This window comes from Veillonella sp. ACP1 (assembly GCF_000286635.1).
GTDB lineage: Bacteria > Bacillota > Negativicutes > Veillonellales > Veillonellaceae > Veillonella > Veillonella atypica.
Window position 1 is genome coordinate 25,253 of the sequence record NZ_ALKL01000007.1, and the last position, 19,989, is coordinate 45,241.

Sequence of the window (19,989 nt, forward strand, 5' to 3'; positions counted from 1 at the left end):
CATGTTTTACTTAAACATTTATCACTTTTTTTGATATCCGATTATGAATCAAATATACTTCTATTATACAATAATTTTCAGATATTAAAAGCATTAATCATCAATATGGTTATATTTATAAATTATTTAACCTAATATAGAAATTATTCTATTCATTAATTTTTCATATGTATTTTTACATACACCGAATGTGGAATAAGATTATATTTATGTAATTTATTCATCACCCAAGAAATGTTGCATTAAATGATTCAATTGTTCTTGGTCACGAGCCCCCATCGTTTCAACAGCGGAATGCATAGCCAATAATGGTAAGCCAATGTCCATCGTCCGCATTGGTAACATAGCTGATGAAATAGAACCTACAGTTGAGCCGCCTGGAATATCAGAACGATTAACATAAATCTGGTAGGCTACATTAGCTTCCTCACAAAGGCCTTTCACAATGGCAATAGCCTTTGCATCGCCTGCATAAGATTGGCTACAGGCCTGTTTTAATGTAACGCCTCCATTGAGTACCGGAAAATTGGTAATATCATTTTTCTCTGGATAATTTGGATGCAATCCATGGGCTACATCAGATGAAATCATGAAGCCACGAGCCACATCTAGATCCATATCATCACGGTTTAATCCTAAACTGCGATACACACGTTCTAATAAGTTTGGCAATAACATTCCTGCTCCGCCTTGTTTAGTACGGCTACCTACCTCTTCATTGTCGAATAGGATTGCACAGCGAATACCGTCAACTTTATTTTTCTTTGCCTCTACAATACCCGCGAGAACACCGAAGCAAGACGTTAAATTATCAAGTCTTGGAGAACTAATGAAATCGAAATCTGTACCAACTAATGCACCTTCTGTTACAGGATAGAGTGTAATTTCATAGGATAGAATTTCAGATGAATCACAATTAATCTCGTCTGCTAAAAATTGATTCCATACTTCTTCCTCAGATTTTGTCGTATCTCCATCTGGTTTCATCATGATGATAGGTAACATTTCTTTTTGGCGATTTAAGGCTACCCCATCATTCACATTACGGTTCATATGAATCGCTAAATTAGGGATAATGGCGATTGGCCGCTTCGTATCAAATAGAACAGAATCAACATCATATGGATTTTCACCCTTTAAGACAACTGTTCCAGCGGCCCCTAAAGGTCGATCTAACCAAGTATTTTGAATTAACCCACCATACATCTCAACATTGAGCTTTGTGTATCCTTTCACATCAGTAATAGGATTTGGCTTGACCCGTATAGCAGGAAAATCTGTGTGAGCCGATGCAATGCGTAAGGAATGACGATAGTCCTCGCCTATGTGAAAGGCAAATAATGTCGTACCAAATACATTAACCACATAATTTCCAGATGTTAAATTCCAAGGTTCTTCTAAGGATAACTCTGTAAATCCTGCATCTAATAATAGTTGCAAACTAGTATCTACCGTATGATACGGAGATGTACATCCTTTGATATATTTTATTAATTGAGGATTATCAAATTTCATATGACCTCCTACTTAATTATTACATGCAAATTATTATGTAGTATACATAATCTATTGTCATTGTAACACAAAAACGCCGTCCCACAAGGGACGGCGTCATGTATACATAATCGTATACGCTTATGTAATTGTATTTTACCACATACCAATTACTTTCATCCAGATAGAACCTAATCCTACAAAGATGATTAAGTTGATAACAGATGAGAAGAAACCGAGTTTCCACCATGTGTTTTGAGGAACATATCCAGTGTTGAAGATTACTGGAGAAGGACCTGCTGCATAGTGAGTCAAGGACATACACAAGTTAGATGTGAATGCAATCATCAACAATGTCAACATTGGTGGTGCACCTGCAGAGATAGCAATGGCGGAGAATGCTACGAACATAGCAGAAATATGTGCTGTTAAGGATGCGAATACATAGTGGGAATATGTATTAATAAGTACAGCTATAACGAAGGCAATAATCCAAGATCCTTCTGGAATATAACCGCCTACAAGTACTGTAGCCCATTTGATGAAGCCCAATTTGGACAAGAAACCGGCAAAGCCCATCAATGTACCCATCCAAACCAATGTATCCCAAGCACCTTTTTCACTTTTAACATCGTCCCAAATAAGAACACCTGTAGCAAGCAAAATAGAAATACCTAAGAATGCAACAGTGGTAGCATCAATTTTTGTGAATTGAGAGGTAGCCCATAACACTAAAGCTAAAACGAATACGCCTAGCATAACCCATTCTTGGAACGACATTTTACCAAGGCCTTTTAGCTCTTCACGAATCATTTGTTGTGCTTCACGAGCATCTTTAATTTCAGGTGGGTATACTTTGTAAATGAAATACGGCATAATGATTAATGCAATGATACCAGGAACAATGGCTGCCATAGCCCAATCCCCCCAAGTAATGCCAATTCCAAAGGATTGAAGTGCCAATGCAGCAACCAATGTATTACCCGCCATAGATGTTTGGAACATAGCAGATGTAATCGTATTGACTTGATAAATAGATTGCATCAAGAAGGAACCAATCTTACGAGGACCATCTTGTGGTTCAGAGCCGAACGCTTTTGCCAAACTTGTCGTAATTGGCATAATAACACCGCCCACACGAGCTGTATTAGATGGTGTGGCAGGCGCCAAAATCAAATCAGATAAAGCTAAAGCATAAGATAGGCGCAAAGAACTGCTACCAAATGCAGCAATCAAGTTATAAGCAATACGTTTACCCAAACCAGTCTTAATAAAACCACGAGAGAATAAGAAGGCCCCAACAATTAACCAAATGGCAGAATTCGCAAAACCAGAAATAGCTTCACCAATTTTCAATGTACCTGTGAGTGCAGCCACAGTGATAACAACGATAGATACACCGCCAATTGGTAATGGCTGCGTAATAAAGCCTACGATAGTAGCAACAAAGATGGCGAATAAGTGCCAAGACTGAGGTGTTAAACCCTCTGGTGTTGGAATAAACCACAGGCCTATACCAAAGACCGCTGGAATAATCCAGTTCAATAGTTTTTTCATACACATACCTCCTACATAGGAAAAAAATTAAACTTTGTATGAAAAAAGCTGTGCATCTAAAACTATGCACAGCTTTCATCGTCATATATATCCTACTCAGGCAAAGATACATCCTCTAAATTTGTTTTGTCGATAGACTCAATATCACCTTTATCGCATAAATTTGCAATATTAGGATCGATTGGTAAACGGCTCAACAATAATAGACCATATTTTTGAAGAATTTCTTCAATATGGCTTTCACCAAAGATTTGGTAATCCTTACCATTATCTGGACAATGGAAGTACGAATAGTTTTCTACTACACCGATGATAGGCACTTGCATCAAATCAGCCATTTTAACTGCTTTTTCAACAATCATGGATACCAAGTCTTGAGGAGATGTAACAATGATAATGCCATCCAATTTCAAGGATTGATATACAGTAATCGCTACGTCACCTGTTCCTGGTGGCATATCAACGAATAAATAATCGATGTCTTTCCAAATAACATCACTGTAGAATTGTTTTACAACATTGCCTAGAATAGGACCACGCCACAATACAGGATCTGTATCATTTTCAAGCAACAAATTAACAGACATTACATCAATGCCATATTGCTTAGTTTTAACAGGATACATACCAACTTCGTCAGCGTAAGCTTTTTCCTTGATACCAAACATCTTAGGAATAGATGGACCAGTTATATCAGCATCAAGAATACCTACTTTATAACCTTTACGAGCCATCGTTAAGGCCATCAAGCTTGTAACGGAGGATTTACCTACGCCACCCTTACCGGATACAACACCGATAACATGTTTAACGGAACTCAATTCATGCAATGGTGCCGTCATATCTTGAGGCTGTTGTGCACCACCGCAACCTGCGGATTTGGATGGACAACTATTGCAATCACTACTGCTGCTACCGCAACCCATAGTAAACACCTACTTTCTTCGAGGACTTCCCTCAACAATATATAGTTAGAAAATTATTATCTCATTGTAAATATCGTTCATTGTGAAAGCTCTTTCTACAACTAACACATCATATATTTACAGTGTTATTGTATCATGTCATTTCAATAATTTTCAATATAGATATATTTATTAAAATATCTCAAAGGAATTATTCACCACAATAGTCCTTTGTAAGAGCACAGAGGATTTCCATCCCCTTCTCAATTTCTGGAATGGTTGGCACCGTATAGCTCAAACGGAATGCATGACCATTTTGTACACCATCCGCTGCAAAAGCACCACATTTAATAATGCCTACATTTTTATTCATGCACGCTTCAAAGAATTCATCACAATCAACAGTATCCGGCATTGTCATCCATGCGAACATACCACCTGTAGGTTGCGTCAAATGAACCTTAGAACTACCTTTTTCTTTAAAGACACGCATCATAGCATCACATTTAGATTTATATACCTTCCGTACATTTTCTAAATGTGCATCATAATCGATATGGTCTAGTACGTGTGCTACCACCTTCTGTGTAACTAGTGGCATTTGTCCAGCCGTATTATTTTTAAGTGCCTGAATAGTACCGATAACATCTTCTGGGCCCAACAAGAACCCTACGCGCAAGCCTGCAGATAATGTTTTAGAATAGGAACCGGCATAGAGAACACGATTTTCTGAATCAAAGGATTTAAATGTTGGGATATGTTCACCTGCAAAACGAATTTCACCATATGGGTCATCTTCATAGATAAACAAATCATATTTTGATGCTATGGCGTAAATCTCTTTGCGACGTTCTAGTGGCATGGTAATGCCTGTTGGGTTTTGGAAATTTGGAATTAAATAGATATATTTCCCCTTGCCTGATTGAGCAGCTTTTTCCAACTCACTTGGAATCATACCGAATTCATCAGTTTTGATACCGACTGCCTTAGCCCCCATATTGCGTACAGAATTAATAGCACTTGTGAAAGTATAATCATCCATGTACACTTCATCGCCAGGTTCACACACAGTAATTGGCACCAAGCCCAATAATTGACCAGCCCCATTAGAAATAATCAAACCTTGACCCTCTAAATTCATATGGTGAACTTTCGATAAACGTTGTAAGGTCAATTCTGCTAATCGCGCATCCCCTTGCATCGGACCATATTGTAATAAACTCATAGGATTATCATGAACGATGAAATCAAAGGCATCTTCGATAACTTTCACAGGAATTGCCTCTGGTGCTGGATTACCAATACCAAAACTGATAAATCCAGGTACACCCACACCACGTTCAAATACTTCACGGATGAAATTAGGCCCTTTTAATATTACGCGTTCAGGAAGTGAAAAACTCATAGTATCGCCTCTTTTATTTTAACTACATAGAAATACATGTTTATTAAGCATTAGAATCATGTTCTCGTTCTGCATTACGTTTATTAATATATCGTTTATATACCTTCCATAGAATAAAATATACAATGGCTGCTACGACGACAATAATACCTAGACGCCCCATATTTTCTTGGAAGTTGACAATATCTGTGCCAATAGCAACTTCAAGGGCTGTAGACGGAAATTTACCAATTAAATTTGCTAAAATATAGTCACGCGGTTTAATCTTACTGATAGCCCCTAGCGCAGTGATGACACCAGATGGAAAATAAGGTAATGATCTAGCAAATAACATGACCACAAAACCATTATTACCGGAAAAATCATCAACCTTCATCAATGTGGTACTCTTAGAAATTAGCTTATCCGCCGCATCTCGTAAGAAATAACGCATAATGTAAAAGCTGATGACTACCCCAATGGTTTCAGCGAGCCAAGAAATAATAATGCCAGGCCACATGCCAAACACGAGACCATTCGCTGTGGAAATAAAGATGGATGGCAAAAACCCTACAGCATTGACAAAAATATCAAGGAGCATACTCACCACCATGGCCATAGGACCATAGCCTTGAATATACTCGGCAATTTCCTCCATAGAACCACTCGTTGCTAGATGCCACATAGTTGGGTAAAATGTAGGATCTACAATATTAATGATGATTAGTAGTACGACAAATAATACGCCTGCTATTACCTGCACCAAGCCTTCACCAGAAGGCGAAAATTTTCGTTCTTTCATAGTTACCTCGTTTAATAAAACTAGTACTATTATAGCACGGATTCTATAGAGTCTGTATAATTAAGTCTATTTTAGGAAATAATAAATTTTATCATTACAAAATTAGCATATATACTCATAAGAGTTGTATAATACAAATATATTCTAGTTCATTACGAAAGAAGGTTTACTATGATACAAGTTGGTCAATCTGCAACAGCAACGGTTACAGTTACAGAATCTAATATTGCAAAAACAATGAAGTCTGGTTCTCTTGAGGTATTCGCTACTCCTGCTATGTGTGCACTTATGGAAGAAGCTGCACAAGCAGCGGTACAACCAGAATTGAATGATGGTGAAGGCACGGTAGGCATCTCCCTATCCATTAGCCATGATGCTCCCTCCCCTATGGGTGCTACAATTACAGCCACTGCTACAGTAACAGCTGTGGAAGGGCGAAAAATCTCCTTTGCCATCGAAGCATCCGATGGTGTTGGTGTCATCGGTAAAGGCTCACATGAACGATTCGTCATTAATAACGAGAAATTTATGACTAAGGTCGGTGCACGAAAAGCATCAAACTAAATCGATAGATCCAATCAAATAAATTCTATAAGCGCAAACATCCTCCACAATCTTCTGATTATGGAGGATGTTTTAATATTATATTATTGTATATTACTTAAAGATTAGCAAATCTTAACTACCCAACCTTCTGGAGCTTCGATTTCACCATGTTGGATACCAAGTAATGTATCATATAATTTTTTAGTTACAGGGCCCATATCATCCATGCCAGCTGGTACATTGATAGTGCCTTCTGGAGTATCGATTTGACCTACTGGAGAAATAACCGCTGCTGTACCGCATAGACCCATTTCAGCAAAGTCTTTTAATTCATCTTTATAAACAGTGCGATGTTCTACTTTCATACCAAGATAATGTTCTGCTACATACATCAAGGAACGACGTGTAATGGATGGCAAGATACTATCAGATTTAGGTGTTACCAATGCGCCATCTTTAGTGATAAAGATAAAGTTTGCACCACCAGTTTCTTCTACATGTGTACGAGTAGCCGCATCAAGGTACATATTTTCAGCATAGCCTTTTGCATGTGCATCAGTAATAGCGTACAAGCTCATAGCATAGTTAAGACCAGCTTTGATATGACCAGTGCCATGAGGTGCTGCACGGTCAAAATCAGTAATGCGGATTTTAATTGGTTTTGCGCCACCTTTGAAGTAAGGTCCTACTGGTGTAGTAAATACACGGAATTGATATTCATCTGCAGGTTTTACACCGATAACGGAGTTTGTACCCATCATGTATGGACGAATATAAAGGCTTGCACCATGACCATAAGGAGGAACAAAGTCTTTGTTTGCTTTTACAACTTCTTTTACAGCTTCAAGGAAGCGTCCTTCAGGTAATGTAGGCATTACAAGGCGTTCACAAGATTGATTTAAACGCTCTGCATTAAGATCTGGACGGAAGCATACGATGTGACCATCTTTAGTGTAGTATGCTTTTAAACCTTCGAATACAGTTTGCGCATATTGGAATACACCTGCACATTCATTAAGAACAACGTTAGCATCAGTAATTAATCCGCCTTCGTCCCATTTACCATCTTTATATGTAGTCAAATAACGGTAGTCGGTTTCTACATAACCAAAACCGAGATTATCCCAATCGATATTCTTGCTCATAACAATAACCTCCATGCTTATTAATATACTTATAATCTTAACACTATGAGCAAGTTATTTCAACATATTCTATAGAGGTCGGAAGTTTATCTATAATAAACTTAGTACGATTCAAATCATAAGGTACGTCGTAACGCGTATGATATGAAATAGATTCTACACGACCAGTACGAACCGCATTATCGGATCCAAACGGAACTTTTACAATATCCCCTTCATATATATCATTTCTATCAGTACGATAATAAAATTCCTGGTTTATCTTAAAAATATATACAGAACAATATGTATAAATTCTTCTACCAGATGTATGATTTGATTGTAAAAACTCTTGTAAAGATTTATCTCTTGTATGAGCATGTATAAAATTAATTAGATTTTTATACCAAGTGGGCACATACTGATTAGTTACATTCCCTATAAACAATGTATCCTCTTTATGCGCCCATTTAATACGTACTGTTACTATACCACCACGAGCAGGATCTCTATCAAGGTCATGACTTTCACTAAGACTAAAGGAATCTAGACTATATAACGTTTCGCCAATGTGAAAGTCAATATCTTGCTTCAATTGATGAATCATTTGATAATCTACATACTCGCTATGACTATGGCTAGAGTGACCAAATTGCTTACTATTACAATCAATGGAAATAGACGGCTCATTCCAATTAAAATTCAATGTATTTACGTCACCATATTCTTGGTACATATTTTTTTGCACTTCAATATGAATCTCTTGAATTCTATCTTTTTCTCGATTTCCATCAAATAAAAGTAATGTAGGTATACCTAGAATTTGTCTGAATAGTATAGACATGGCCCTCAGGGTATTATCAAAAGGAAATTCATATATAAATTCCTGATCCTCAGTGTTGATGAGCTGCACTTGGACAGCACACTCATCCTCATCATATAGGTCAATATCATCGGAAAATCTACGCCCCATAAGCTCTAATAGATATTGTTTTTTAGATTCGTCAATTGAGTACTCCTTAGTAGTTAAGGATTCTATTTTCCCCTCTACAGGTTTCGAGATATGCTCCCATTTAATGCCATAGGTAACACTAATGGTTGCCTTAATAGAAATATGTTGTATCTCTTCAATATAGTAATCTTTACGATTTAATTTCACTTCCTTTGGAACGCCATCTGGTAAATCACCATACCAGCTACCCGTACTTATAATGTCACAAGATACTACGGTACCTATAAATTTATCTGTCACATTTCTATGCATATACATAGGGACTCCTCCTTTTATTACTTTGTTTAAGTATAACAAACAAGATGTGACAAAAATGCCTCTATATAATTATTTCGTCAAAAATATTCTTTACATACCGATTTATATTATAATTAACTTACCATATATGTATCTCATCTCGTAAGGAGGTATCTCTCATGAAAGAATCTACTAACCATACCCTAATTACTAACCCCCAAAACATTATCTGTATCGGTTTAAACTATGCAGACCATATAGAGGAAACTAGTCTTGCTACACATGATTTTCCAGAAATCTTTATGAAAACATCTAATGCATTGGCGTCACATCAAGATATAGTTCCCATTCAAGATGAAAGCCTTCATTATGATTACGAAGGAGAACTGGTTATCGTCATTGGTAAGGCTGGTAAAAATATATCTCGTGAACAGGCCAGAGACCATATATTAGGCTATACTATTGGAAATGATGTTTCAGCTCGAGCCTTACAATTTAGAGGTACACAATGGATTTTAGGTAAATCACTAGATAACTTTGCCCCTATCGGTCCTGTTATCGTATCACCTGACGATTTTGATTTTGACAATGCCACTATTACTACAACAGTAAATGGTGAAGTGCGTCAACAAGCTAAATTAGAACAAATGCTATTTAAACCAGATGCAATCATAGAGTTTGTATCTCAGTATATTACACTACAAAAAGGTGACATCATCTTTACCGGTACACCTAGTGGTGTTGTACTCGGTAAAAATGAAAAACGATATGGTTGGTTACAATCAGGAGATACCGTATCTATATCGATTAGTGGCATTGGTACCTTAGTAAATCAATTTAAATAGTCCCCCTATATATACCAAAAGAGATTACCTATGATGTGTCTATCCATCATGAGTAATCTCTTTCTTCTTTTTCTATAAGTCTATTTAAATATGATTTTACAATCTTTTATGTACTATTTATGTTTCACTTCAAGATCTAGCAAATATTTCTTACGTTCAATACCACCTGCATATCCGGTCAATTTACCATTACTGCCAATTACACGATGACATGGAATGATAATAGATATAGGATTATGTCCTACGGCACCGCCCACAGCTTGAGCAGACATTTTATCTTTACCTTGCTTTTCAGCTATTTGTTTGCCAATAGCTCCATAGGTTGTAGTTTCCCCATAAGGTATAGTTTGTAATATAGACCATACAGATTTACGGAACTCTGTTCCTTCTAATTGTATTGGTGGAGTAATAAACGGTTTTTGACCTTTAAAATATTGGTCTAGCCACATAATGGTCACTTCAAAAGGGCCTGTTAATTGTTCAATATATTCCGCATCATCATAAGTAGGAGCATGGCTTTCATCTACAAAAAATAAATCTGTTAAATACGTTAATGTACCAAGCATAATCATAGTTCCTAATGGGCTTTCATAGGTGTATTTATAATTCATAGTACATTAACTCCTTTATAAACTAACAAATCATTCATAACCTTTTGTATGTCATTATTAAATGATACAGTATTTTTATGAATTTCAAAAGGAGTATCTTATTTATCCCAATAATTTGTTGTAGATGTCATAATCTATATCCTTAAATATATTAAATACCACTTGTATTTTACTATTTGTTTCTTTTAAATATGTTCGTACCGTATCTATGGCAATATGTGCTGCTTCTTCATTAGGGAATCTAAATTCACCAGTAGAAATACAACAGAATGCAATGGACTGTAAGTTATAAGCATTAGCTAGTTGCAAACAGGACCGATAACATGATACCAGTTCATTTCTCTCCTTAGCTGTTACCTTCTCATTAATAATAGGTCCAACTGTGTGAATTACATGTTTTGCTGGTAAATTATACCCATAGGTCATACGAGCTACACCTGTTTTCTCTGGCATTTCCATATACTCAGTCATTCTAGCACATTCCATACGAAGTTCAATACCTGCAAAGGTGTGAATGGCATTATCGATACATTTATGATTTGGAGAAAAACATCCTAATAATTGATTATTGGCTGCATTTACAATAGCATCTACAGATAATCGAGTAATGTCTCCTTGCCACAGATAAATCTGAGTCTCTCGCTCTTCCATATCATTAATGGTTACGATGCCCTTTTCATGGACCAATATATTTAAATATTCACTCTCTATCTTCATCCATTCAAGAGGCATTCCACCAGCAGGGCGAATATTACATAAAGATCTAAAGAGAGTAAATTGCTCTTCTTCAATCACAGGGATCTCTATATGTTCGTTATGCTTCTCTTTGTATTCTGCTACTAAACCTTCCACCAAATAGCGTAACCGTTCTTGCTGTGTCATATGTAACTCCTTTTAGTATAGACTATACGTTCACCTATTATAAAACAAAAAACTGCTAGCACATACATATGCATATGCTAGCAGTAACTTTACTGTTTATAATATATCAAAAGTTATGGTCTTACAAAATCTTGACCACCATGGTTAACGAGGATATCCCCATCTAAAACCTTTGTAGTAACGTTTTGTAGATTACCTTGAATTTGGCTCATCATGAAACGATATCCCGGACTATTTACATGTTTATTGAAAGCTGATTCATCGCTATAAATTTGAATAACATACCAGTGAGTTTTATTATTTCTTTCACGTAATACGTAACCTGCCTTATAACCCGCATCATCACGAACGGCACGTTCAATATCTAGTTGATATTGTTTTTGTACTGTATCAACTTCATTACCGTCTACTGTAAAATCTGTTAAGGTCACAACAGATTGACCATCATTAATCAAAGATAACGCATTTGGTTTTTCAATCAATAACAAAGGCTGTACATCATACAATTTACGATTTATCAGTTTAGAACCAACCTCGTTAATATAGTTTTGGAAATGCTCGGATTTGCGGTGTGTTTCTAAGGCAGCCGTATCTTTATATACCTCCACTACGTATGATTCAGATGGATTACCTTTTACATGAGCCACATTCATAGATAATGTATTAGGCTCGTTAGCCATAGAGGCTGTTAAATTCTGAACACCTGCAGTATTATACGCACCTTGTAATTCGTTCGGTACTTGGAAACGATACAAACCTACAATAGGGGCTGTATCTACTTGTTCTTGTTTATCAAATGTGAATGCAGCAAATGATGTACTCACACCCAATATGGCAATAGCAGAAGTTAGCAAAATTCGTTTTATATATCGCTTACTCATTAGTGACTCCTTTACATATATCTTGATAATTTTTCAGCCCATAATCCAATACGTTTATAAGTTAAAAGCTCACATACTTTTGATGTAAAATGGCCAAATCTACGATAAAAGAAATTAAAGGTTAAATAGGCTGGTATCGTTCCGATAGTCTTAGGCATACGACGGAATATATTTCTTATGGAATATAACTCTTGATATATCCAAAGATATCCTTCTTCTAATTCCTCTTTAGACATACCAAGCGGCGTCACAACCACATGAGACGTATTGTATTTAGATAAATCATGATCAAAAATTCTATTTTGAGCTTCCATTCTCTTGTAGAATTCAGTCCCCGGATATGGAGTTACAATATGAGAGGTAATGGTATCAATTTTCTGGCTAATAATCCAATCTAATGTATTTTTAAATGTCTCTGGCGTGTCTCCATCTAGACCAAATACAAAGCTAGCATTGACCATAATGCCACGCTTATGTAATTCACTAATAAGTCTTTCAAACTCTTCACGATTATTTTGCATTTTATGAACACTAGATAAAGACTGAGGACTGATACTTTCAAAACCAATAAATAAACTCTGACAACCAGTTTCTTTCATCAAATCCATTAATTCAGGGTATTGTCCTATTTTCATAGTAACCGCTGCATTCCAGTTTAATTTTAAAGGTTTAATACGCTCTAAAAACTGTTTAGTCCAAGAAATATTACCAATAAAATTATCATCAATAAACATAATATGCTTTGTGCCTAAACTTTTAATATCTGCTAACACATCATCTATATTACGATTTATATATTGATGAGTTCCAGAACTATTATAGCAAAAATCGCATTTATGAGGGCAACCGCGACTTGTAGAAACAACGTTATACCATAAATAATCAGTCTTATCTATCATGTCATATGCAGGCGCTACGATATCATTCCCAGAAGTTAAAGGCTTAGATACATATTCAGATTGTAATCTATTATGTTTCATGTCCTCTATAATTTGAGGCCATGTATTTTCTGCAAAACCAATACATAAGCTATCAAATGCATCCTTTGGCACAGAACTAGATGCAGTGGTAATATGTATACCACCAGCAATAACCTTAACACCTTTTTGTCTATATATAGATGCAATTTCAATAGCTCTAGGTAAAACATCTACAGTAACTGCTATGCCTACTAAGTCAGGCACATCATCAAAATCAATGGGTCTAATATTTTCATTTTCAATTGTAACTTCACAATCATGTCGAATAATATTAGCCACCGTCAACAAACCTAAATGAGGGGACATGCGTATTTTTAAATCTGTATCCATAGGACGTTTTAACATACGCGGTTGAATCAATTTAACTTTCATGTAAAACCTCTTATGTTACATCTATATTGTTATATATTCAAATATTGTACCATGCTCCTCTATAAGCTTAACAAGGTCTTTCCCTTGTAACCACACGGTCGCATCATTTTGATTTGGATGGATACCAATGAGATTATCCTTATAATCCGCATCAATGTAGTAATGCACCTTACGCTCCTCATCGTGAAGTAAGCAGAATGGTGATACATGACCTGGTTTAATCTTCAAAATCTCCCATAACTCTTCTTCAGAACCAAAGGATATCTTTTTAAGATTGTGGTCCTTACGGAATTGTTTTAAATCTACACGCTTTGAACCACGAACGGTAATTAAATAGTAATGCTCTCGCTTATGGTCTCGGATAAATAAATTCTTCGCATCCCATTCTGGATATGGCAGTTCTACATCTGGTTTATCGTCCATACTAAATAGCGGTGCGTGATCCGTAACTTCAAAATCGATATGATGGTCATGCAAACAATCATATACGCCTTGTTTATCTAACATGTCTATCTCACCAAATTTATTCTGGAGCCGTATAGGTTCCATCAAATACAAACAATTCAGGATGTTCATGTACGAATGTGTCTTCATAGATTCCATCATATTCATATACTACATCATCTTTTTTATCAAGGAAATTGAACAGTTCATCCTCATTTTCCCAATCTTTTAAAATGTTCCATCGTTCTTCTCTATCAAATGGAACTGAGCCACCAAAGTACTCGATGACAGTTTGTAAGTTATCTGCTAGTTCATCCATCTTAAAGAGACGTAAACCGGCTAGAGCATCTTCCCATACAATACCTGTCGAGTTATAGAAGAATTGATGATGACCACCATTATTAACCTCTGCGAAATACCAAGATATAGCATTAAGATAGCGTTGCTCTAAGGTGAAAGGTTTTGCGGATTCTATATAATCATCATAAGATCCATATATATTGATGGTCCAATACATAGGTTCATTAATGGTCCATACATCATCGGTAGCTTGTATCTCTTCGACAGTGATAGTCCGATGACGAGGTACACCTTTACGTTTCTTCTTTTTCTCTGCTACATATTCATTATAAGCAGAACACAAGTCAGGATAATCAGATTCACATGTTTCAAAATCCATTTGCAAATAGCACATATCAATGACTTCAAAACAATACGATTTTATATCATCTAGTTTAGCTTCCGTAGCTAAACGTACACCTTTATCTACTAATCTTAGCATCTGTTGCATAGTATTCGATGTGTACCCGTCACTATTATCCAAGACAAGGGCTCCATACGCATAGGCACAGCGATAATACCACACCGCATCACGATACTCTTCATCAATAGATTCTAATACCTTAATAGCCTCTTTTTCATTGCTATTATTGTTATAAGCTCTACCAAGCTCACCTAATAGAGGTACGGATAAATTTTCCATGCCCACATCAGTTAATATATTAATAACAGTTTCTACATTCCCAGAATTATTAAGCTCTTTAATGGTTTGTAATTGCTCCGCATCAGAAAATGCATTAAATTGTTCAACCGTTAATCCCATTATGTCACACCCTATCATATTTCATATATAGTCTTAAAATAAACATTATCTAGAAGCTAGCTACCACAAACAATATAAAATACAGGTATACCGTCTTCGTTATCTATGAGACCATACCCTTCACATTCATGTCCTTCGTATTCGATGCCTTCAAAGAATACGTGATCGCCAAGTTCTTTATTAGCCATTAAATTATGCAATTTAAAGAGTAATTCTTCTCTAGTAAAATATGTACCATTATCCGCAACAAGATGAGCCATAATTTCTACCTGCCACATGCCATCTTCTTTATCTTCTTCCAGCAATTCTTCATCGGTAACACGTTCATTATCAAAAAGTTGGTCTAAACTTTCAATCCAAGCTTCATAGGTTACTAGAATTTCAGGTTCTTCTAATCTATCATTGTCATCTGCTTGATCATCATCTACATATTTCTTTACATTATCATTATATTCTTTGGAAAACTCTTCTCTTCTATATGTTTGCTTATTAAATACCCAATGGACTACATCATATGTAGGATAGTTATCTTCATCGCATTCATTAACGTCTTCGACATCTTTACCTTCTGTAGCATCTTGACTGTTTTTCTTATCAAATACATTCTTAATGGTTTCAAATATCACAGGATAATCCTCCTTGTACTGTTTCGGCTTGATTTTAAATAGGTGATATTTTACTACTTCACAGCACCAACCAAGTTGTTTATCTAAATGGTCTTCTTTCGTCATTTTTATGCCTGTTTCTATTAATTGTAATGCCTTCTGTACATGTTCAGATTCATAGCTTTTACCATACCCTAGCATGCCATAAGCATAGCCACAACGATAGTACCAAGACCAATCGCGATGTGCCTCATCGATACGTTCAAATAAATCGATAGCCTCTGCTGCACGGCCATTATTGTTATACATACGTCCTAAGGCACTTAACAATATAGGCGACAAATTATCAATGCCTATGTTAGTTAATAACTCCATCGCACGCTTGAAATCGATGCCCTCTTGTTCATTAAGGAGCTTAACCTTTTCCTCATCACTTAATTCTTGAAACTCTTCATCCGTAATGTCTTCTATATTGAAATATAAGTTCTTAATAAAGTCACCAAAGTTATCTGCTAAGGGAGTCATTGAGTAATCACATTCTTGATCTACCCGTACAACCTTAGGTTCACCGGTTGGACCGCACTCACGATAATCGAGGAAAATCATGTCGTGACCGCCGGAAATTGTATCGGCTACAACGATACCGATAGGGGGATATTTTACTTTTGAAATCCAAAATTCATTACCCATCTCACCTAAAAGAGAGTATTTTTTATCTCTATCAATGCCATATATTCCTGTTATATATACACAATCGTCATCATCGTTAATAAAACAATTCTTATTTACTACACCACCATTATGGTTTTTAAGTAGTTCAATATATGCTGCAGGCAATGTATAGCCTAGTTCAGCTTCAGCATTCTTAATATCCTCATCGGTAACCTCCCTACCTATATAGGACTCAAATGCATAATCGGTGTCTTTCCAAAATCCAGTCCAATTGAAATCTTTTAGATGACTCATAATACTCTCTCCTAAACAAATAGATATAATCTAACCACATTTTATTTGATCAATGGAATATTTTTTTATTAAAGCTTTCACCTCGCGTCGTATCAAAATGGTATCTATAATATAGGAAAAAATGATATAAGGAGATACGTTAATAATCCCGACAGGGGCCAATATAAGAGCTGCCCACAATAAATTCAGTGAATACGCATACCACTTAAAATCAATGGTATTTAAAAATGGTATAACATAGTCAATAACTCTTACTTCCCATTGCATTAATGGGTTCAATTCCTCACTTGTGCCTAATAGCCAAGCGAAAGTAAGGGCAAATATTAATGCATATACTATGCCAACTGGAATTAATATCTTCGCTCTCTGTTTTAACAGATTGCGATAAATTTCATCTTCTTCCTCTGGTGCTATATCATATACCATATTACATTGAATCTGAATTCGTCTAAATCGATAGCGAATATACTTATACAAAAGGTTATTCGGTGTATATAACATAATAGACTCCGCATGCTATTGATAGTAACTAAATCATTGGAGAATATATTATCCATCTATGGCAAAGTAATGTAAATCTTTGAATTCATTATCCCAAAATGTAAAGGAAAAGATGTGCGTATCATCAAAGGTTTGCTCACAATAGGTCACAGCATCTCGCTCTGGTTCAATAATAGGCATACCTATCCGTGTTTTCACTTCATCAATGTTTACATCGCCATACCAATCTTGGATTTCGTTATGAATGAAAGTAACAATAGAATCTATATTCTTATGATAATTAGTAGCTAATAATTTAGCAGTATCTACATTAGCATCTGTTGGCTTCTCATCCCAACAAAATTGTATGCCTTCATAGGTCAATGTATATTGCCTTAACCGTTCATCATATATTATCTCATTAATCATTTTCAGTATCCTTTACATAGCTTTCCATCTTAGGTCTTAAATCTAACACGATTTCCCAATCATCTAATGTTGGAACCTTATGATGTGCAATAAAGTCTTCTATGATCTGTAACACCTCTTGGTGGCCTAGTTCATTTTTACCATATATGATGGCACCTTCTTCGTCTATAGCAGTAACACTAATTTCTATATGTAGTAATTCTGTGTGTTGATCACTACAAACTTGTACAAAATTATATAGCTTATTACCTACTGAAATAGCCTTTGATGGTGAAACAATTAGGAAGTCCATATCATTATCTTGAATAGAATATAAATTTTGCTCTACTTCTTTCAAGGTTATGCCTTCATATTTGTACTCACCTACATCAATAGACCAATCCGTATATGTTTTCTCAAATGTATCTATCATATGTATCGCCTCTCCTTTACGATATCCATTAAAACAAAATTTCTAATTGCCTTGCCATATCCGCTATAAACTCATCAAATTTACAGATCTCTCGTAGTTCTTGATGTTCCATATCATAACAGGAAATCTTTTTAGATTTAGGGTCCCATACAATTTGATAATCGTTGTACTCACCTAGCTCTTTAGATAAACGTAATAGTTTACGACGCCCCCATTTAAATGGAACTGTATCAAGTAAAGGTAAGAACTCTATAGAGATAAAATCTGAGTCTGGCAATTCAAAGTAAAGATTATCTCCCTCTAAAAAGGATATTAACACTTTTGGTAGTTTAAATGGTTTTAATTGATCCATTTTATTCTGTTTATCATGGTACTCAGCAGGCTCTAAATTTTTAAAATATTCTGCCATTTCCATATCGCCTTTTTCAATAGCAATACTATAGGGACGCATTCCATCCTTTTCTGTGATGGTTACATCTGCACCATGTTCTACTAGATATTTACACATCTGTAAATCCACATACCGAGCTGCTACGCACAATGGCGTTGGATTAAAAGGATATACCGAATCAGGTTTATTGTAGTTGATATCTACACCATTATTAATAAAGAAATCTAGAACCTCGTAATTTTCGTCTGTAATGGCATTTCTAAAGGCTTTACCACCGTATTTCTGTACTGTATGTCCTAAATCATGAATGAGTTGTAAGTTCTCATATTTCTTGCCATATAAGGCAGCTTGAAAGGCATCTACGTTCACACAGTTCAAAGCATGAATGTTAGCACCATGAGCCACAACATAGGCTATAATCTCTTGATTGCCATACCGTACAGCTAATAAGAAACTTGGATTCTCTTCATCATTTAGATCTGCGCCATGCTCAACTAGCCACTGAACACTTGGCACGCAGTTCATCACTAACGCTAATTGTAGAGGTGAATACTCACTATATTTACCAATTTGTATAGGTTCATCTATATCCCAACCACTATTTAATGAGCTTTCAAGAGCAGTTATATTTCCATTTATAATATCTGTCACTAAATCTGGTACAGATTCAAAACTGCCTAAATCTTTAAGATGTATCATATCCCTCTCTCCTATATACTATTTACTTATACCACAACTGGTATAAACTTCTCTTCAAAGGCAGTCAATATACCTAACAGTTTAGTATCTAAAAATGACAGAGCCTGTTTTCTAATATCCGTTGGAATACCATAATATGCTTGTGCTACACCACCACAAATAGCAGCAACAGTATCACTGTCGCCACCTATTGAGATGGCATTGCGAATGGCATCTTCAAAATCAGTGGATTCAAAAAAAGCTTGCAATGCTTGTGGCACGGTTCCTTGACAACTTTCATTAAACCTATAGGTATCTCTGATTTCATCCAATGTGAAATCCATGGTGTAATAATGCTGATTAATATAATCTCTGATTTCTTGAACATCTTTACCAATTTTAGCTAAGTATACGGCAACTGCTGTCGCCTCTGCACCTTTCATGCCTTCTGGATGGTTATGAGTGACCTCAGTAACTAAATTAGAGAAAAGCATTGCTTCGTCCAAACTATGTGCTGCAAATCCAGCAGCACTAACTCTCATAGCAGACCCATTACCATAACTATTATATGGCTTTGGATTCTCTGCAAAAATCCATCTATAGAACCGATCGCCATATCCATAACCTGGATAGCATCTCCCAATCGTCTGCATACATTCCACTGCATTTTTTGAAAGATTTCTGTAATTTGGTTGGCTCATAAGAATGGCCTTTGCTACAGCAAGTGTCATGATACTATCATCAGTTAATACACATTGATCTGTAAAGAGGTCAAAGTCCTTCCGTCTAATATTATTAAATTCGAATCGTGAACCAACTATATCCCCAGTTATTGCTCCTAACATATTAC

General features: G+C 35.9%; 21 protein-coding genes. 2 read left to right on the top strand and 19 right to left on the bottom strand.

Translation table 11 applies throughout. The features are described from left to right. Positions 1–216: 216 nt before the first annotated feature. The 5 genes from HMPREF1151_RS01880 to HMPREF1151_RS01900 all read right to left on the bottom strand — a co-directional run bounded on the left by HMPREF1151_RS01880 (position 217) and on the right by HMPREF1151_RS01900 (position 6,142). Positions 217–1,515, bottom strand: coding sequence for a M18 family aminopeptidase (locus HMPREF1151_RS01880; protein ID WP_009660940.1), 1,299 nt, complete (start codon positions 1,513–1,515; stop codon positions 217–219). A gap of 135 nt (positions 1,516–1,650) precedes the next feature. After that, positions 1,651–3,051, bottom strand: a complete 1,401-nt coding sequence (locus HMPREF1151_RS01885; protein ID WP_009660890.1) for an anion permease — start codon at positions 3,049–3,051, stop codon at positions 1,651–1,653. Positions 3,052–3,143: 92 nt separating this feature from the next. Then, complete coding sequence (locus tag HMPREF1151_RS01890) at positions 3,144–3,977, bottom strand: Mrp/NBP35 family ATP-binding protein (RefSeq protein ID WP_009660951.1); 834 nt, start codon at positions 3,975–3,977, stop codon at positions 3,144–3,146. Positions 3,978–4,167: 190 nt separating this feature from the next. Beyond that, entirely contained in the window at positions 4,168–5,361 is a 1,194-nt protein-coding gene (locus tag HMPREF1151_RS01895) for a PLP-dependent aminotransferase family protein (RefSeq protein ID WP_009660930.1), read from the bottom strand. Positions 5,362–5,404: 43 nt separating this feature from the next. Then, positions 5,405–6,142 (bottom strand): TVP38/TMEM64 family protein, encoded by a 738-nt coding sequence (locus HMPREF1151_RS01900; RefSeq protein WP_009660945.1) that lies wholly within the window; start codon positions 6,140–6,142, stop codon positions 5,405–5,407. A gap of 171 nt (positions 6,143–6,313) precedes the next feature. Here HMPREF1151_RS01900 and HMPREF1151_RS01905 point away from each other — a divergent pair, with 171 nt between their 5' ends. Continuing rightward, positions 6,314–6,706 carry a thioesterase family protein gene (locus HMPREF1151_RS01905; protein ID WP_009660872.1) on the top strand — a complete coding sequence of 131 codons (393 nt, stop codon included), beginning with the start codon at positions 6,314–6,316 and terminating at the stop codon, positions 6,704–6,706. A gap of 104 nt (positions 6,707–6,810) precedes the next feature. Here the strand turns inward: HMPREF1151_RS01905 and HMPREF1151_RS01910 are convergent, their stop codons facing one another. Together HMPREF1151_RS01910 and HMPREF1151_RS01915 are read right to left on the bottom strand one after the other, a co-directional pair. Next, complete coding sequence (locus HMPREF1151_RS01910) at positions 6,811–7,833, bottom strand: branched-chain amino acid aminotransferase (protein ID WP_009660923.1); 1,023 nt, start codon at positions 7,831–7,833, stop codon at positions 6,811–6,813. Positions 7,834–7,876: 43 nt separating this feature from the next. After that, positions 7,877–9,082, bottom strand: coding sequence for a hypothetical protein (locus HMPREF1151_RS01915; RefSeq protein WP_009660879.1), 1,206 nt, complete (start codon positions 9,080–9,082; stop codon positions 7,877–7,879). Between the two features lie 158 nt (positions 9,083–9,240). On the opposite strand from HMPREF1151_RS01915, the gene HMPREF1151_RS01920 reads away from it, so the two are divergent. After that, positions 9,241–9,906: a fumarylacetoacetate hydrolase family protein gene (locus tag HMPREF1151_RS01920; RefSeq protein ID WP_009660915.1), complete on the top strand. Its 666-nt coding sequence runs from the start codon at positions 9,241–9,243 to the stop codon at positions 9,904–9,906. 113 nt (positions 9,907–10,019) lie between these two features. Here the strand turns inward: HMPREF1151_RS01920 and HMPREF1151_RS01925 are convergent, their stop codons facing one another. The 12 genes from HMPREF1151_RS01925 to HMPREF1151_RS01980 form a co-directional block, all read right to left on the bottom strand. Next, on the bottom strand, positions 10,020–10,517 hold the full coding sequence (locus HMPREF1151_RS01925) for a methylated-DNA--[protein]-cysteine S-methyltransferase (protein ID WP_009660861.1): 498 nt from the start codon (positions 10,515–10,517) through the stop codon (positions 10,020–10,022). Between the two features lie 102 nt (positions 10,518–10,619). Next, positions 10,620–11,399: a protein-ADP-ribose hydrolase gene (locus tag HMPREF1151_RS01930; RefSeq protein ID WP_009660891.1), complete on the bottom strand. Its 780-nt coding sequence runs from the start codon at positions 11,397–11,399 to the stop codon at positions 10,620–10,622. 113 nt (positions 11,400–11,512) lie between these two features. Then, a complete protein-coding gene (locus tag HMPREF1151_RS01935) occupies positions 11,513–12,280 on the bottom strand; it encodes an antibiotic biosynthesis monooxygenase (protein WP_009660932.1) in 768 nt (255 codons plus the stop codon). Positions 12,281–12,291: 11 nt separating this feature from the next. Further along, positions 12,292–13,632, bottom strand: a complete 1,341-nt coding sequence (locus HMPREF1151_RS01940) for a radical SAM protein (RefSeq protein ID WP_009660910.1) — start codon at positions 13,630–13,632, stop codon at positions 12,292–12,294. Positions 13,633–13,653: 21 nt separating this feature from the next. Continuing rightward, on the bottom strand, positions 13,654–14,139 hold the full coding sequence (locus tag HMPREF1151_RS01945; protein WP_009660927.1) for a prolyl-tRNA synthetase associated domain-containing protein: 486 nt from the start codon (positions 14,137–14,139) through the stop codon (positions 13,654–13,656). A 16-nt stretch (positions 14,140–14,155) separates the two neighbouring features. Further along, positions 14,156–15,178, bottom strand: a complete 1,023-nt coding sequence (locus tag HMPREF1151_RS01950) for a DMP19 family protein (protein ID WP_009660907.1) — start codon at positions 15,176–15,178, stop codon at positions 14,156–14,158. A gap of 56 nt (positions 15,179–15,234) precedes the next feature. Beyond that, positions 15,235–16,749: an SMI1/KNR4 family protein gene (locus HMPREF1151_RS01955; RefSeq protein WP_009660957.1), complete on the bottom strand. Its 1,515-nt coding sequence runs from the start codon at positions 16,747–16,749 to the stop codon at positions 15,235–15,237. A gap of 30 nt (positions 16,750–16,779) precedes the next feature. After that, positions 16,780–17,250, bottom strand: coding sequence for a hypothetical protein (locus tag HMPREF1151_RS01960; protein ID WP_009660881.1), 471 nt, complete (start codon positions 17,248–17,250; stop codon positions 16,780–16,782). A 48-nt stretch (positions 17,251–17,298) separates the two neighbouring features. Next, positions 17,299–17,658, bottom strand: coding sequence for a hypothetical protein (locus HMPREF1151_RS01965; protein WP_009660873.1), 360 nt, complete (start codon positions 17,656–17,658; stop codon positions 17,299–17,301). After that, positions 17,651–18,070, bottom strand: a complete 420-nt coding sequence (locus HMPREF1151_RS01970) for a hypothetical protein (RefSeq protein WP_009660853.1) — start codon at positions 18,068–18,070, stop codon at positions 17,651–17,653. Before HMPREF1151_RS01970 ends, HMPREF1151_RS01965 begins: the two co-directional genes overlap by 8 nt. Positions 18,071–18,098: 28 nt before the next feature. Next, positions 18,099–19,160, bottom strand: a complete 1,062-nt coding sequence (locus HMPREF1151_RS01975) for an ankyrin repeat domain-containing protein (protein WP_009660882.1) — start codon at positions 19,158–19,160, stop codon at positions 18,099–18,101. Positions 19,161–19,186: 26 nt separating this feature from the next. After that, the gene (locus HMPREF1151_RS01980) at positions 19,187–19,984 is read right to left on the bottom strand and encodes an ADP-ribosylglycohydrolase family protein (protein WP_009660843.1); all 798 of its coding nucleotides are present in this window, start codon (positions 19,982–19,984) and stop codon (positions 19,187–19,189) included. Between the last annotated feature and the right edge of the window lie 5 nt (positions 19,985–19,989).

What these genes read in the sequence shown, in the direction of transcription:
- HMPREF1151_RS01880 (WP_009660940.1), bottom strand. Translation starts at nt 1,515, where the DNA reads ATGAAATTTGATAATCCTCAATTAATAAAATATATCAAAGGATGTACA.
- HMPREF1151_RS01885 (WP_009660890.1), bottom strand. Translation starts at nt 3,051, where the DNA reads ATGAAAAAACTATTGAACTGGATTATTCCAGCGGTCTTTGGTATAGGC.
- HMPREF1151_RS01890 (WP_009660951.1), bottom strand. Translation starts at nt 3,977, where the DNA reads ATGGGTTGCGGTAGCAGCAGTAGTGATTGCAATAGTTGTCCATCCAAA.
- HMPREF1151_RS01895 (WP_009660930.1), bottom strand. Translation starts at nt 5,361, where the DNA reads ATGAGTTTTTCACTTCCTGAACGCGTAATATTAAAAGGGCCTAATTTC.
- HMPREF1151_RS01900 (WP_009660945.1), bottom strand. Translation starts at nt 6,142, where the DNA reads ATGAAAGAACGAAAATTTTCGCCTTCTGGTGAAGGCTTGGTGCAGGTA.
- HMPREF1151_RS01905 (WP_009660872.1), top strand. Translation starts at nt 6,314, where the DNA reads ATGATACAAGTTGGTCAATCTGCAACAGCAACGGTTACAGTTACAGAA.
- HMPREF1151_RS01910 (WP_009660923.1), bottom strand. Translation starts at nt 7,833, where the DNA reads ATGAGCAAGAATATCGATTGGGATAATCTCGGTTTTGGTTATGTAGAA.
- HMPREF1151_RS01915 (WP_009660879.1), bottom strand. Translation starts at nt 9,082, where the DNA reads ATGTATATGCATAGAAATGTGACAGATAAATTTATAGGTACCGTAGTA.
- HMPREF1151_RS01920 (WP_009660915.1), top strand. Translation starts at nt 9,241, where the DNA reads ATGAAAGAATCTACTAACCATACCCTAATTACTAACCCCCAAAACATT.
- HMPREF1151_RS01925 (WP_009660861.1), bottom strand. Translation starts at nt 10,517, where the DNA reads ATGAATTATAAATACACCTATGAAAGCCCATTAGGAACTATGATTATG.
- HMPREF1151_RS01930 (WP_009660891.1), bottom strand. Translation starts at nt 11,399, where the DNA reads ATGACACAGCAAGAACGGTTACGCTATTTGGTGGAAGGTTTAGTAGCA.
- HMPREF1151_RS01935 (WP_009660932.1), bottom strand. Translation starts at nt 12,280, where the DNA reads ATGAGTAAGCGATATATAAAACGAATTTTGCTAACTTCTGCTATTGCC.
- HMPREF1151_RS01940 (WP_009660910.1), bottom strand. Translation starts at nt 13,632, where the DNA reads ATGAAAGTTAAATTGATTCAACCGCGTATGTTAAAACGTCCTATGGAT.
- HMPREF1151_RS01945 (WP_009660927.1), bottom strand. Translation starts at nt 14,139, where the DNA reads ATGTTAGATAAACAAGGCGTATATGATTGTTTGCATGACCATCATATC.
- HMPREF1151_RS01950 (WP_009660907.1), bottom strand. Translation starts at nt 15,178, where the DNA reads ATGGGATTAACGGTTGAACAATTTAATGCATTTTCTGATGCGGAGCAA.
- HMPREF1151_RS01955 (WP_009660957.1), bottom strand. Translation starts at nt 16,749, where the DNA reads ATGAGTCATCTAAAAGATTTCAATTGGACTGGATTTTGGAAAGACACC.
- HMPREF1151_RS01960 (WP_009660881.1), bottom strand. Translation starts at nt 17,250, where the DNA reads ATGTTATATACACCGAATAACCTTTTGTATAAGTATATTCGCTATCGA.
- HMPREF1151_RS01965 (WP_009660873.1), bottom strand. Translation starts at nt 17,658, where the DNA reads ATGATTAATGAGATAATATATGATGAACGGTTAAGGCAATATACATTG.
- HMPREF1151_RS01970 (WP_009660853.1), bottom strand. Translation starts at nt 18,070, where the DNA reads ATGATAGATACATTTGAGAAAACATATACGGATTGGTCTATTGATGTA.
- HMPREF1151_RS01975 (WP_009660882.1), bottom strand. Translation starts at nt 19,160, where the DNA reads ATGATACATCTTAAAGATTTAGGCAGTTTTGAATCTGTACCAGATTTA.
- HMPREF1151_RS01980 (WP_009660843.1), bottom strand. Translation starts at nt 19,984, where the DNA reads ATGTTAGGAGCAATAACTGGGGATATAGTTGGTTCACGATTCGAATTT.